Source organism: Vibrio sp. J2-3(2022) (genome assembly GCF_021725735.1).
Taxonomy (GTDB): Bacteria; Pseudomonadota; Gammaproteobacteria; order Enterobacterales; family Vibrionaceae; genus Vibrio; species Vibrio diabolicus.
In genome coordinates, this window is record NZ_JAKKCK010000002.1 from 840,976 (window position 1) to 854,436 (window position 13,461).

A 13,461-nucleotide genomic window follows, 5' to 3' on the forward strand; every position below is an offset into this window, starting at 1 on the left:
CAAATGGCCGGTTACAGAATTAACGCTGTGATTAGTTACAAGCGTCTTTCAGTGCTTTACCAGCTTTAAAAGCTGGTACTTTTGCTTCTGCGATTTGGATTTCTTCACCAGTTTTTGGGTTACGACCAGTACGTGCAGCACGAGTACGAACGCTGAATGTACCAAAGCCAACTAGAGCAACTTGATCACCAGACTGAAGAGTGCCGCTTACTGCTTCGATGAATGCATCTAGAGCACGACCCGCTGACGCTTTAGAAATGTCTGCATTTTCTGCGATTTGTTCTACTAACTGAGTTTTATTCACTGTAATTTCCCCTTTGTGTCATCTGTGATTATTTTTGTGATGACTTTCGTTCCATTGTTAAGAAAATATGCTCCATCCCTTATTCGTCAAGGGCTGGCAGCTATCGAAACTAACTTAGCGCCCAAAAAAAACGCTGACAAGCCTTTTTAGACTTATCAGCGTAAACTTTTACTTATTTTTGCTGCACATCACTATTTTTGAGACTCAAACTCAACGCCCGTCGGGTCTCGCTCTAGTGCGACTTTCAGTACTTCATCAATCCACTGTACAGGGATGACTTCCAGATCAGCGATAACATTATCAGGAATCTCTTCCAAATCACGCTCGTTGTCTTTTGGAATTAGCACAGTCTTAATGCCGCCACGGTGTGCCGCAAGTAACTTCTCTTTTAGGCCACCGATAGGTAGGACTTCACCACGCAGTGTTATTTCACCCGTCATCGCTACCTCTGCTTTCACAGGGTTACCTGTCAGAGCAGAAACCAAGGCAGTACACATTGCAGTACCCGCACTTGGGCCATCTTTTGGCGTCGCGCCTTCCGGTACGTGCACGTGAATATCTTTCTTCTCGTAGAAGTCAGTATTGATACCCAGTTTTTCTGCACGAGAGCGAACTACTGTCATTGCGGCTTGGATAGACTCTTGCATCACGTCACCAAGAGAACCCGTTTGCGTCAGCTTACCTTTACCTGGCATGGATTGAGTTTCAATCGTTAGCAGGTCGCCACCCACTTCTGTCCAAGCTAGACCTGTCACTTGACCAATTCGGTTACTTTCATCCGCTTTACCGTAATCGAAACGTTGAACACCCAAGTACTCTTTTAGGTTGTCCATCGTTACCGTGACTGACTTGATGTCTTTATCCAGCAAGATGTTCTTCACGGCTTTACGGCAGATCTTAGAGATCTCACGTTCTAAGTTACGGACACCCGCTTCACGAGTGTAATAACGGATGATGCCAATAATCGCAGAGTCTTCAATGATGATCTCATCCGGTTTTAGACCATTGCGCTTCACCTGCTTATCAACAAGGTGACGTTTTGCAATGTTCAGCTTCTCGTCTTCGGTGTAACCAGATAAACGAATAACTTCCATACGATCTAACAATGGACCTGGAATGTTCATCGAGTTCGAGGTTGCAACGAACATAACGTCAGAAAGGTCGTAATCCACTTCTAAGTAGTGATCGTTGAACGAGTTATTCTGTTCAGGATCAAGTACTTCTAGTAGCGCTGATGCCGGATCGCCGCGCATATCTGAAGACATTTTGTCGATTTCGTCCAATAAGAACAATGGGTTCTTCACGCCAACTTTCGACATCTTCTGGATTAATTTACCTGGCAATGAGCCAATGTAAGTACGGCGGTGACCGCGAATTTCTGCTTCATCACGTACACCACCCAGCGCCATACGAACGTACTTACGACCTGTAGCAGAAGCAATTGAACGACCAAGAGACGTTTTACCCACACCTGGAGGACCAACAAGACAAAGGATTGGACCTTTTAACTTATTGATTCGGTTTTGAACCGCCAAGTATTCAAGAATACGCTCTTTTACGCGCTCTAGACCGTAGTGGTCTTCATTAAGAATCTCTTCTGCTTTCGCTAAATTTTTCTTAACTTTTGAGCGTTTAGCCCAAGGCACGCTGACCATCCAATCGATGTAGCTACGAACCACTGTTGCTTCGGCAGACATTGGAGACATCATCTTAAGCTTTTGCAGCTCTTGCTCAGTCTTTTCACGTGCCTCTTGAGGCATTTTTGATTCGTCAATCTTCTTCTGCAGCGTTTCGAACTCGTCTGGTGCGTCTTCCATCTCACCAAGTTCTTTCTGAATCGCTTTCATTTGCTCATTCAGATAGTACTCACGCTGAGATTTTTCCATTTGCTTTTTAACGCGACCACGAATGCGTTTTTCAACTTGCAGCAAATCGATCTCTGATTCCATCTGGCCCATTAGGAATTCCAGACGCTCAGTGACATCAACAATTTCAAGTACTTGCTGCTTATCCACCAGCTTCAACGGCATATGAGCTGCAATGGTATCCGCTAAGCGAGCCGCTTCGTCGATACCGTTGAGTGAGGTGAGAACTTCTGGTGGAATCTTCTTGTTTAGCTTAATAAAGCCTTCAAACTGATTAATCGCACTGCGAACAATCACTTCTTGCTCACGCTCATCCAATTCTGGCGTAACAACAAATTCCGCTTCCGCTAGGAAGAAGTCACTCTCTTTAAAGTGATTGATTTTCGCACGTTGCTGGCCTTCAACCAGTACTTTTACTGTGCCATCCGGAAGCTTCAGTAGCTGGAGAATGGTGGCTACCGTACCGACTTCAAATAGGTCGTCAACCGTAGGCTCATCAGTATCAGCTTGCTTTTGTGCCACAAGAAGAACTTGTTTGTTGGTTTCCATCGCCGTTTCTAAACAGCTAATCGATTTCTCACGACCAACAAACAATGGAATAACCATGTGCGGGTAGACCACTACGTCACGTAGAGGTAGTACCGGGATCTCGATACGCTCGGAACGTTCCAAGTTCATATAATTCTCTCTTCCGCTTTCACGTTTACGTATTACTTATCGATTTATATGGGGGCTAATTGTTTGGATTCAATAAGAGAAATAAAAAAAGGAGGTAATTACTTACCTCCTTTTTCATTACGGCTGAATTTATTCTGCTCCAGCGGCCTGATTGTCTGAGTTGCTATAAATAAGCAATGGTTCTGACTCACCATTGATGACGGACTCATCAATCACGACCTTACTTACGTCTGTCGCAGATGGCAGTTCGTACATGGTTTCCAGTAATACGCCTTCAAGGATCGAGCGTAAACCACGAGCACCTGTTTTACGCTCCATTGCTTTCTTAGCGATAGCGCGCAGCGCATCTTCTCGGAACTCAAGTTCAGCGTTTTCAAGCTCAAACAATGCTGCGTATTGCTTGGTTAATGCGTTCTTCGGTTCACATAGGATCTGAATCAACGCTTCTTCATCAAGCTCAGTCAGTGTTGTTGTCACAGGAAGACGACCAATGAATTCTGGAATGAGTCCGTACTTCACTAAATCCTCAGGCTCAACCTGAGTAAATAGCTCACCCACGGTCTTCGATTCGTTTTTAGAACGAACTTCAGCACCGAAGCCAATACCTGTACCTGTTGCAACACGCTGCTCAATCACCTTATCTAGGCCAGCAAATGCACCACCACAGATGAACAGGATCTTCGACGTGTCCACTTGTAGGAATTCTTGCTGAGGGTGCTTACGACCACCTTGAGGTGGAACCGATGCAACCGTGCCTTCGATAAGTTTTAGTAGCGCCTGCTGAACACCTTCACCAGATACGTCACGCGTAATAGATGGGTTTTCAGCTTTGCGTGAAATTTTATCAATTTCATCAATGTAAACGATGCCACGTTCAGCTTTAGCTACATCGTAATCACATTTTTGCAGAAGCTTTTGGATGATGTTTTCAACGTCTTCACCCACATAACCAGCCTCGGTTAGTGTGGTTGCGTCTGCCATTGTAAATGGCACATCCAAGAATCGAGCTAATGTCTCAGCAAGTAGTGTTTTACCGCTACCTGTTGGGCCAATTAGAAGGATGTTACTTTTACCAAGCTCCACACCTTCACTCGTTGTATCACCATTGCGTAAACGCTTGTAGTGGTTATATACCGCAACTGCGAGCACTTTTTTCGCGTAATCTTGCCCGATCACATAGTCATCAAGGTGTTCACGGATCTGTTTTGGCGTTGGTAACGCTTCAGATTCTTTCTTAGGGAGAACATCCTTGATTTCTTCGCGAATAATATCGTTACATAAGTCGACACACTCGTCGCAAATGTACACTGACGGACCTGCGATTAGCTTGCGAACTTCGTGCTGACTTTTGCCGCAGAAAGAACAGTACAGCAATTTACCGCTGCCACTTTCTTTGCTTTTATCTGTCATTCGCTAACCTCTTAGCCTTTACTCTTCATGAATGAGTGTATATCAATTTTTGCCAAAATGCGCTGGCTAATTACTCGCCGCGGTGGCTTAACACTGCATCCACGATACCGTATTCCACAGCCTGCTCTGATGACATGAAGTTATCACGATCAGTATCGCGCTCAATGACTTCAAGAGGCTGGCCAGTATGTTCTGCTAACAACTTGTTTAGCTTCTGCTTAATGGTCAGGATTTCCTGAGCATGGATTTGGATATCAGAAGCTTGACCCTGGAAACCACCCAATGGTTGGTGGATCATTACACGAGAGTTAGGCAGTACGTAGCGCTTACCTGGCGCACCACCTGCTAACAGGAAGGCACCCATTGAACATGCTTGACCCATACATACAGTGCTCACATTTGGCTTAATAAACTGCATGGTATCGTAGATAGACATACCAGCTGTTACGCTGCCACCTGGCGAGTTGATGTATAGGAAAATATCTTTATCTGGATTTTCAGATTCTAGGAAAAGTAGCTGAGCCACGACAAGGTTTGCCATGTGGTCTTCCACTTGACCCGTTAAAAAAATCACGCGCTCTTTCAGCAGACGTGAGTAGATGTCGTAAGAGCGTTCGCCGCGGGAAGTTTGTTCAACCACCATTGGTACTAGCGCGTCCATAATTGGCGACATTGCATTTTTTTCTTGGTAGCTCATATTCTTATGTCCCTAAAATAAATGGCCCGGATGATGACTATCATACGGACCATTGTTAGCAGAATAGTTAACGTTAAGTCAACCTTCTACGCAAGATATTGCTTATTAAGCAGCAGGTTGTTGTTGGTTAAGTAGCTCGTTGAAGCCTACTTCTTTCTCAGAAACCTGTGCTTTAGCGATGATCGCGTCGATTGCTTGCTCTTCTAGAGCTACATTGCGCATGTTGTTCATCATTTCTTCGTTTTGCTCGTAGTAAGCAATAACTTCTGATGGATCTTCGTATGCAGTAGCCATTTCTTCAATTAGAGCTTTAACTTTCTCGTCGTCCGCTTTTAGCTCTTCAGACTTGATTACTTCACCTAGTAGAAGACCAACTACTACGCGACGTTTAGCTTGCTCTTCGAACAGTTCACGTGGAAGCTGTGCAGCAGCTTCTGGGTTACCACCGAAGCGTTGTGCAGCTTGTTGGCGTAGAACTTGAATTTCTTGCTCGATAAGCGCTGATGGTACGTTGATGTCGTTTTGCTCAACTAGACCGTCAATCGCTTGCTCTTTGATGCGGTTCTTAACAGCTTGCTTAAGCTCGCGTTCCATGTTTTTACGAACTTCAGCTTTAAGTGCTTCAACACCGCCTTCAACAACACCAAACTTAGCAACGAACTCGTCGTTTAGTTCTGGTAGTTCACGAGCTTCAACTTTGTTCACTTTGATTGCGAACTTAGCTGCTTTACCTTTTAGATTTTCAGCGTGGTAATCTTCTGGGAAAGTCACGTCGATGTCGAATTCCATACCTGCAGTTTTACCTGCGATACCGTCTTCGAAACCAGGAATCATGCGACCAGCGCCCATTTCTAGTGGGAAGTTCTCAGCTTTACCGCCTTCGAATTCTTCACCGTCGATAGAACCAACGAAGTCAATGCTTACGCGTTTGCCATCTTCTGCTGCTTCTTCAACTTCAACCCAAGTAGCTTGTTGCTTACGTAGAGTATCGATCATCTCTTCTACGTCTGCGTCTTTAACTTCAGTTAGCGGTTTTTCAACAGTGATGTTTTCTAGGCCTTTAAGCTCAACTTCTGGGTAAACTTCAAAAGTTGCAGTGAAAACTAGGTCTGAACCTTCTTTGTTTTCTACAGGAGCGAAAGTTGGAGCGCCAGCTGGGTTGATTTTCTCTTTAACGATAGCTTCGATGAAGTGGCGTTGCATAACTTCACCAAGAACGTCTTGACGTACTGCTTTGCCGTACATCTTAGCAACCATTTTTAGAGGCACTTTACCCTTACGGAAACCATCGAAACGACGGTTTTTAGCGATGTTGCGTAGTTCAGCTGTTACAGCGTCTTCGATGTTTGCAGCTGGAACAGTAATGTTTAGACGGCGCTCTAGGCCCTCTAGCGTTTCAACAGTAACTTGCATTATATATAAACCTCTAAAGTGGCTCGGTTTTCCGAGCGTATGAGCGAAACTCAGCGGAGCTTACGCTTCATCCTTGTGTAGTGTTCTGTCCGAACACCTAATTTAAATCGAGTATCGATACTGTTTGTCAGTACCGGACTAATCAGTGATATCTTCGATAAAATTACCAAAGGTATCTCCTATTAGCCTCAGGACAGAATTTTTAGACGCGACATTCTAGCGATCTGTCGCAACCCTGTCGAGCCAATAGCCACTATGTGGACATTGTCTGCGCTAAATTCTCGAATGCTGACCCATTTTTTCTTCAAAAATGCGATTCAAACACCGTCTAAGTATCGTCAGCATATCTAGAATGGGGACAATAGCGACTTTTTCAAGAGAATCGACCGGTTTTTTTATCGAAAAGCCTAAAAAGAGATCTTGCTCTTGTTTTACTCCACAGAGTTGAAAACTAAATCCCTAATCCTCCCTACAAACTATTAACATTTTCTTACGTGACCAAAGGAAAGGTTTAAGGAGTGTAAGGATGTCGCAAAAAAACCGGATTCTGCTGACTTTTTTTGCCTTCTATTTCCTTTGCGCAATCATAGGTGGTCATTGGGTTTGGCAGACTAGTTATCAATCATTGCTTGATAAACACCAGTCACAACTTGAGCAATTTTCTAGTCATATTAAAAACAAACTCGATAAATACGCCCATATCCCTAATCTTCTGGCTAAAGATGACCCTCTCCATCAAGCGTTACTGCATCCAAATAACAGTGCCCAACTGGAACTCACCAATCGGTATTTAGAATCCGTTAATGACGTGATTGAAGCGGCAGATACCTATTTAATCGATCAATGGGGTACGACGGTCGCGGCCAGCAACTGGCGTAAAGAGCGATCTTTTATTGGACGAAATTTTGCGTTCCGCCCTTACTTCAAACAAGCAATCGTTGGGGAACGAAGCCAATACTACGCGCTGGGTTCGACTTCGGGTAAGCGTGGCTACTACTATTCTTATCCGATCATATACGCGGGCGGCGTCCTTGGTGTGGTCGTGGTTAAGATGGACTTGAGTAAGATAGAAGACAACTGGCAGCAACCAAATAGTGTGTTCGTCGCGAGCGATCCGCACGGGATTGTTTTCATGAGCAGCCGAAGTGATTGGCTACTCAAAAGCTTACAACCACTGACTGAGAATGAAAGAAAACAAGTTTGGGCAAGCCGACAATATCTTGATGAGCCAATTGAAACTCTAGGATTGGTGGGCAATGTGGAGGAAACGCATTCTGAGCTTAAACAAGGTTACCCATATAACAAAGGGACCTTGGTGGTCTCTTCGTTGCCCCTACCAGAACTCAAGCTGACCATCCGTGTATTGTCTCCCAAGCAGTCTATCGTCTGGCTCACAATGGGTTACATTTTTGTACTTACTCTTGCATTCACCGTGTTGTTTTTAATTGGCCAGCTCATCTATCACCGTCAACAGCGCCACTTACAACTTGAGAGAATTCAGCAAGAGGCCAATCAAAAACTTGAATATCAAGTCATGGCTCGCACCGCAGAATTGCAAGCAGAAATCGCCCAGAGAATTGAAACCGAACAAACACTTCGCCTAACGCAAGACGAACTCGTTCAAGCTGCGAAACTAGCAGTATTGGGGCAAATGTCAGCCAGTATCAGTCATGAACTGAATAATCCACTTGCGGCCATTCGCAGCTTTGCTGAAAACGGCAAGCTGTTCCTCCAAAAAGAAAAATATGAGCGAGTGGAAGATAATCTAACTCGCATCTCAGCCCTCACTGATCGTATGGCAAACATCAGTCAGCAGCTTCGTTCTTTCGCTAAAAAAACCAGTGGAAACGAGCTGGCTCAATCTCGTTTGTTTCCAGTAATTGCCTCAGTCAAAGAGCTGATGAAACCCGCACTTAAATCTGCACGTGTCACGCTAGAAACGCAGGTACCAGAGCACGATGTTGAAGTTCAGATCAATATCATTCAACTTGAACAAGTGTTGGTTAATTTGCTGACCAATGCGATAGAGGCTCTCAAAGAGCAACAAGACAAACAAGTACAGTTATCCGTAGAGCAAGACGAACATGCCGGTTTGGTTTGGATTCATGTAGATGACAATGGTCCAGGGCTTGGAGATTTCTCACTTTCGGACTTATGTGAGCCTTTCCTAACTACCAAACAAAATGGGTTAGGTTTAGGACTCTCTATCTCGCAACAAATCTTAGCCAGTATGAACGGAAGATTATGTGCCCAAAATCGAGAACAAGGCGGAGCTCGATTTTCATTGTGTTTACCTATCGCTCCTAACAACACAGAACAATCAAAAGGATGAGATCATGTGTCAGGTGTTTTTTATTGATGATGAAGCCGATCTTAGACTGGCAATAGAACAAACGTTTGAATTGGCAGATATCGATGCCACATTCTTTCCAGACGCTGAATCTGCCTTACTCGCCATTAAGCAGGGAGCCGAGCCAGGTGTGGTGATTACCGATATTTGCTTACCCGGTATTTCAGGGATGGATTTACTGAATACCCTTGTACGAAAAGACACCCATCTTCCCGTGATTATGATTACTGGTCATGGCGATATCTCAATGGCAGTTAATGCGTTACACCAAGGAGCGTATGATTTTATCGAAAAGCCATTCCCACCTGAGCACCTAGTTGAAACCGTCAAGCGCGCCATTGAGAAGCGCCAATTAACGGTTGAAAACGAGAAGTTACGCCTGTCTCTCAAGGCAAGTAAAACGCTCGGACCTCGTGTTATCGGAGAAACGTCTAGCATTCAAATGTTACGCGAAACCATTGCTCACATCGCCGATACTGATGCAGATATCTTATTGTTTGGCGAAACTGGTACAGGTAAAGAGTTAATCGCCCGCTCTTTGCATGAGCAAAGCTCTCGACGGAACCAAAACTTTGTCGCAGTAAATTGTGGTGCAGTACCAGAGAATTTGATTGAGAGCGAACTCTACGGGCATGAAAAAGGCGCATTTACTGGCGCAGAAAGCCGCCGTATCGGTAAGTTTGAATTTGCTCAAGGCGGTACACTTTTCTTGGATGAAATAGAGTCAATGCCAATCCAAGCCCAAATCCGTTTACTGAGAGTACTGCAAGAGCGTGTGATTGAGCGTGTCGGCTCGAATGAACTCTTGCCCTTAGATATTCGAGTGATTGCCGCCACCAAAGTCGATTTGAAACGCGCTGCTGAAGAGGGAACCTTTCGCCAAGATCTTTACTATCGACTGAATGTGGTTACCTTAGATCTCCCGCCACTGCGTGAACGGAAAGAAGACATCCCTGCCCTCTTCCATCATTTCCTATTGGTAGCGGCTTCACGTTACGGTAAAAGCTCTCCCAGTTTGTCATCCCACGACCTCGCCCAACTGATGAACCATGACTGGCCAGGCAATGTTCGCGAGCTAAGAAATGCAGCAGAGCGTTTCGTGCTATTGGGTAAATTAATTCAGTTAGGAGAATCGACTCCGGTTGCCAAGCCTTCTTCAAGTCTTGCAGAACAAGTTGCAGAGTTCGAGAGAGCAGCCATTGAAGGCGCATTACTGGAAAATAACGGCAGCATTAAACAAACAATGGCGCAATTGAATGTGCCTCGAAAAACTCTGTATGACAAAATGCAACGCTATCAAATAGATAAAGAGCTCTATAAATAAAACGATTCTCAAGGATTGGTATTATATCCAACTTGAATCATAATTTTTAATAACTGATTCATCATGGTTGTTACGGATATGAACGAGAAAGTGAGAATACCGATCATTACAGATACCGTGATGGTAGACGGGCAATATCAAGAAGAGAGACGTTCAGGCGAGGAGCGGCGCAAGAATAAAAAGAAGTGGCGAAGCTACGAGCGGCGAGTCCACCCAGACCCTCGTAGGCCTAGCTACAAACCCATAGACGAAGAGGTGTGAATCATCACACCTCTTTTGTTTTTCTTCAAATATCTGGTGCCATTACTTAGTAATGATTTCTGGCCCCATCAAGGTCGTTGGTAACCAAGTCGACACCCATGGCACGTACGTTACAATAATGAGGAATAGGAACATCACCGCCACCCATGGCAGTGCGGCTTTTACTACATTCATCATCGACATTTTGGCGACACCTGCAGTAACAAACAAGTTAAGCCCAACAGGTGGTGTTATCATACCTATCTCCATATTCACCACCATCATAATACCTAAGTGAATTGGGTCGATCCCCAGTGCTATCGCAATTGGGAACACCAGTGGTGCAACAATGATCAATAAGCCTGATGGCTCCATAAATTGACCACCAATCAACAGCAATACGTTCACCACAATCAAGAAGGTGATTGGTCCTAAACCAGCTGACATCATTGACTCTGTGATCATTTGCGGGATGCGCTCTTCCGTGAGAACGTGCTTCAAAATTAACGCATTGGCAATAATGAAAAGCAGCATGATGGTGAGTTTACCCGCTTCATACAGCGTGTGTTTGGTGTCTTTATGAACGAAGGTTTGGAAGATTTTAACGAGCGCAGGTTTAGTGTTTTTATTGTCTGCAAATGGCCCCATGTCTTTGTATACAAAGTTGGCAATAAAGAACGAGTACACAGCAGCAACTGCAGCGGCTTCTGTTGGGGTGAAAATACCGCCATAAATACCACCGAGAATGATCACCACCAGCAACAAGCCCCAGCTTGCATCCTTAGCTGCATCAAACGTCTCTTTCCAACCGACAAATGGTTGTTTTGGCAGGTTCTTAATACGGGCAGCAATATAGATCGCTATCATCAGCATGACGCCAGCCAACAAACCCGGTATCACACCACCGAGAAACATGCGTCCAACTGACACATCGGTCGCGGCAGCGTAAACTACCATAACGATAGACGGCGGAATCAAAATCCCTAGCGTACCTGCGTTACAAATTACGCCGGCCGCAAACTCTTTTGAGTAACCGTTTTTGATCATACCTGCGATAACGATGCTACCTATGGCAACAACCGTTGCTGGAGATGAACCTGATAGCGCGGCAAACATCATACACGCGACAACCGAAGCCATCGCTAAACCACCACGGAACCAGCCTACAATCGCAATCGCGAAACGAATGATCCGTTTTGCTACACCACCTGTCGACATAAAGCTTGAAGCTAAAATGAAGAATGGAATTGCTAATAGAGTGTAGTGTCCAGCAAATGCATTAAACAACGTTTGAGCAACAGACGCCAAAGACGCATCCGAATGAATCAAAAGGAAAAGAATACTGGAAAGCCCCAGAGAAACTGCGATTGGCACGCCGACGAGCATGAAGCCAATCACCATCAAAAATAGAAATAAGATATCCATGGCTTATTGCTCCTTGCTCTTAGAATTGTCTGAGGCCTTTGGAGCCATAAGATCACCGGCATCACTCATCTCTTCTTGAAGCGCCTCTAGCTCTTCTTCTGCTTCATGCCCTGCAATCAGTCGGTCGAGCTTTCCGGTAGCAATTTGCCATGTTGCCTGAGCAAATCTCAGCGTTAGCAACGCCATACCAAGCGGCAAAGCGAAATAAGGAATAAAACGTGGCAGCTTTTCGTAACGCTCTCCCTCGTTTAACCAATCCGCCATAAACTGAAGCATTTCCGGCATTGGAATATCATCCGTTTCATACCACGCTCGGTCTGTGGCGAACGGATACCAGTAGTTCCAAGAGCCAATTAAAAGCAAAATAGAGAAGGCTAAACAGCATATTGCAGCAAATAACGCCAAGGCTTTTCGTTTGCCCTCTGGCACTATGTTGATGATCACATCAACACCAATATGAAAGTGTTTTTTCACACCGTAAGAAGCGCCGACCAACACCATCCATGCGAACATAAAGACGGTGAGCTCAAGCGCCCAAAGAATATTGTCGTTAAAGACATAACGAAAGATGACATTGGCAAAGGTTAACAAGGTCATGGCACCTAAGAAGAAAGCAATCAAAGTCTCTTCAATGGCATCGGTGATTCGTCCAGCCTTGGCAAAAAAAGTCTGTTCCATAATTACATCACGTCGTCTGTAGGGGAAAAGAGCCCCCTCTAATCGAGAGGGCTAAGCGTGCTAGGCGTTATTATTTTTGGTTAGAAGCCAAAGCGGCTTCAATTAGGTCAGAACCAATGTCTTTTTCAAACTTCTTCCATACTGGCTGAAGTGCAGTGACCCATTCTTGGCGCTGCTCTGGCGTTAACGTGCGAACCACACCACCAGCTTCGATGATGTTGTTTTTGTTCGCCAGGTTCACTTTGGTCGACTCAGCATTACGCTGCGCTGTCACCTCTTGGATGATTGTGTTTAGCTGCTCGCGCTGATCGTCTGGTAAGTTTTTCCAGAAGTCGTTTGACGTCACCACTAGGTAATCCAGAATCCCGTGGTTCGTTTCCGTAATGCCATCTTGAACTTCGAAGAACTTTTTGCCGTAGATGTTTGACCAAGTATTTTCTTGACCATCAATAACCTTAGTTTGCAGGCCACCGTACACTTCTTTGAATGACATTTTTTGCGGGTTTGCGCCTAGCTGTTCAAACTGAGCAACGAGAACGTCCGAAGCTTGAACACGGAACTTAAGCCCTTCAGCATCGGCTGGAGAAATGAGCGGCTTGTTGGCTGACATTTGCTTCATGCCATTATGCCAAAACGCAATACCTTGTAGGCCACGTCGTTTCATTGAGTTTTTCAGCTTTTCACCGGCTTCAGAGTTTTGGAAGCGGTCAACAGCGTCGACATCGTCGAATAAGAAAGGCAGATCGAAAAGGCGGTACTTTTTGGTGAATTTCTCAAACTTAGAAAGAGAAGGTGCAGCGAGTTGAACATCACCATTTAGTAGTGCTTCCAACACCTTATCATCATCGTAAAGCGTTGAGTTCGGAAACACCTGCATACAGACTTTACCGTTCATTTCTTCGTTGACACGTTTTTCAAGCAACGAAGCCGCAATACCTTTTGGGTGTTTGTCCGCGTTCGTTACATGGCTGAACTTGATGACCGTTTCACCTGGGTCACAATTCGCGGCAGCGTTAAAGCTCGTTACAGCAAGCGCAGAGACAGATAGTAGAGTTAGAGGCTTAAACATTATTATTC

The 13,461-nt window shown here is 44.9% G+C and carries 11 protein-coding genes and 1 pseudogene; 3 read left to right on the plus strand and 9 right to left on the minus strand.

The annotated features are described in order from the left end of the window. Positions 1–31 precede the first annotated feature (31 nt). From L3V27_RS11830 to L3V27_RS11855, 6 genes and pseudogenes are all read right to left on the minus strand, one after another. Positions 32–304 (minus strand): HU family DNA-binding protein, encoded by a 273-nt coding sequence (locus L3V27_RS11830; RefSeq protein ID WP_005382341.1) that lies wholly within the window; start codon positions 302–304, stop codon positions 32–34. 191 nt (positions 305–495) lie between these two features. Continuing rightward, on the minus strand, positions 496–2,847 hold the full coding sequence (lon, locus tag L3V27_RS11835; protein ID WP_005390529.1) for an endopeptidase La: 2,352 nt from the start codon (positions 2,845–2,847) through the stop codon (positions 496–498). A 129-nt stretch (positions 2,848–2,976) separates the two neighbouring features. Next, a complete protein-coding gene (clpX, locus tag L3V27_RS11840) occupies positions 2,977–4,257 on the minus strand; it encodes an ATP-dependent protease ATP-binding subunit ClpX (protein WP_005390528.1) in 1,281 nt (426 codons plus the stop codon). Positions 4,258–4,327: 70 nt separating this feature from the next. Beyond that, complete coding sequence (clpP, locus tag L3V27_RS11845; protein WP_005382347.1) at positions 4,328–4,954, minus strand: ATP-dependent Clp endopeptidase proteolytic subunit ClpP; 627 nt, start codon at positions 4,952–4,954, stop codon at positions 4,328–4,330. Positions 4,955–5,059: 105 nt separating this feature from the next. Continuing rightward, a complete protein-coding gene (gene tig, locus L3V27_RS11850) occupies positions 5,060–6,367 on the minus strand; it encodes a trigger factor (protein WP_005390526.1) in 1,308 nt (435 codons plus the stop codon). Between the two features lie 273 nt (positions 6,368–6,640). After that, positions 6,641–6,853: pseudogene (locus tag L3V27_RS11855) on the minus strand (hypothetical protein). A 40-nt stretch (positions 6,854–6,893) separates the two neighbouring features. On the opposite strand from L3V27_RS11855, the gene L3V27_RS11860 reads away from it, so the two are divergent. The 3 genes from L3V27_RS11860 to L3V27_RS11870 all read left to right on the plus strand — a co-directional run bounded on the left by L3V27_RS11860 (position 6,894) and on the right by L3V27_RS11870 (position 10,302). Further along, positions 6,894–8,699: an ATP-binding protein gene (locus L3V27_RS11860; RefSeq protein WP_237283721.1), complete on the plus strand. Its 1,806-nt coding sequence runs from the start codon at positions 6,894–6,896 to the stop codon at positions 8,697–8,699. A gap of 4 nt (positions 8,700–8,703) precedes the next feature. After that, positions 8,704–10,041 carry a sigma-54 dependent transcriptional regulator gene (locus tag L3V27_RS11865; RefSeq protein WP_005390512.1) on the plus strand — a complete coding sequence of 446 codons (1,338 nt, stop codon included), beginning with the start codon at positions 8,704–8,706 and terminating at the stop codon, positions 10,039–10,041. Between the two features lie 78 nt (positions 10,042–10,119). After that, complete coding sequence (locus L3V27_RS11870) at positions 10,120–10,302, plus strand: hypothetical protein (RefSeq protein WP_041853050.1); 183 nt, start codon at positions 10,120–10,122, stop codon at positions 10,300–10,302. A 42-nt stretch (positions 10,303–10,344) separates the two neighbouring features. Here the strand turns inward: L3V27_RS11870 and L3V27_RS11875 are convergent, their stop codons facing one another. The 3 genes from L3V27_RS11875 to L3V27_RS11885 form a co-directional block, all read right to left on the minus strand. Then, entirely contained in the window at positions 10,345–11,706 is a 1,362-nt protein-coding gene (locus tag L3V27_RS11875; RefSeq protein ID WP_053807126.1) for a TRAP transporter large permease, read from the minus strand. A gap of 3 nt (positions 11,707–11,709) precedes the next feature. Beyond that, positions 11,710–12,384, minus strand: a complete 675-nt coding sequence (locus tag L3V27_RS11880; RefSeq protein ID WP_005390505.1) for a TRAP transporter small permease — start codon at positions 12,382–12,384, stop codon at positions 11,710–11,712. 70 nt (positions 12,385–12,454) lie between these two features. Beyond that, positions 12,455–13,453, minus strand: coding sequence for a TRAP transporter substrate-binding protein (locus tag L3V27_RS11885; protein WP_005390503.1), 999 nt, complete (start codon positions 13,451–13,453; stop codon positions 12,455–12,457). Positions 13,454–13,461: the final 8 nt, after the last annotated feature.

Bases quoted from the DNA above. Each gene is read 5' to 3' on its own strand.
- lon (WP_005390529.1), bottom strand. From the start codon at position 2,847: ATGAACTTGGAACGTTCCGAGCGTATCGAGATCCCGGTACTACCTCTA.
- clpX (WP_005390528.1), bottom strand. From the start codon at position 4,257: ATGACAGATAAAAGCAAAGAAAGTGGCAGCGGTAAATTGCTGTACTGT.
- clpP (WP_005382347.1), bottom strand. From the start codon at position 4,954: ATGAGCTACCAAGAAAAAAATGCAATGTCGCCAATTATGGACGCGCTA.
- tig (WP_005390526.1), bottom strand. From the start codon at position 6,367: ATGCAAGTTACTGTTGAAACGCTAGAGGGCCTAGAGCGCCGTCTAAAC.
- L3V27_RS11860 (WP_237283721.1), top strand. From the start codon at position 6,894: ATGTCGCAAAAAAACCGGATTCTGCTGACTTTTTTTGCCTTCTATTTC.
- L3V27_RS11865 (WP_005390512.1), top strand. From the start codon at position 8,704: ATGTGTCAGGTGTTTTTTATTGATGATGAAGCCGATCTTAGACTGGCA.
- L3V27_RS11870 (WP_041853050.1), top strand. From the start codon at position 10,120: ATGAACGAGAAAGTGAGAATACCGATCATTACAGATACCGTGATGGTA.
- L3V27_RS11875 (WP_053807126.1), bottom strand. From the start codon at position 11,706: ATGGATATCTTATTTCTATTTTTGATGGTGATTGGCTTCATGCTCGTC.
- L3V27_RS11880 (WP_005390505.1), bottom strand. From the start codon at position 12,384: ATGGAACAGACTTTTTTTGCCAAGGCTGGACGAATCACCGATGCCATT.
- L3V27_RS11885 (WP_005390503.1), bottom strand. From the start codon at position 13,453: ATGTTTAAGCCTCTAACTCTACTATCTGTCTCTGCGCTTGCTGTAACG.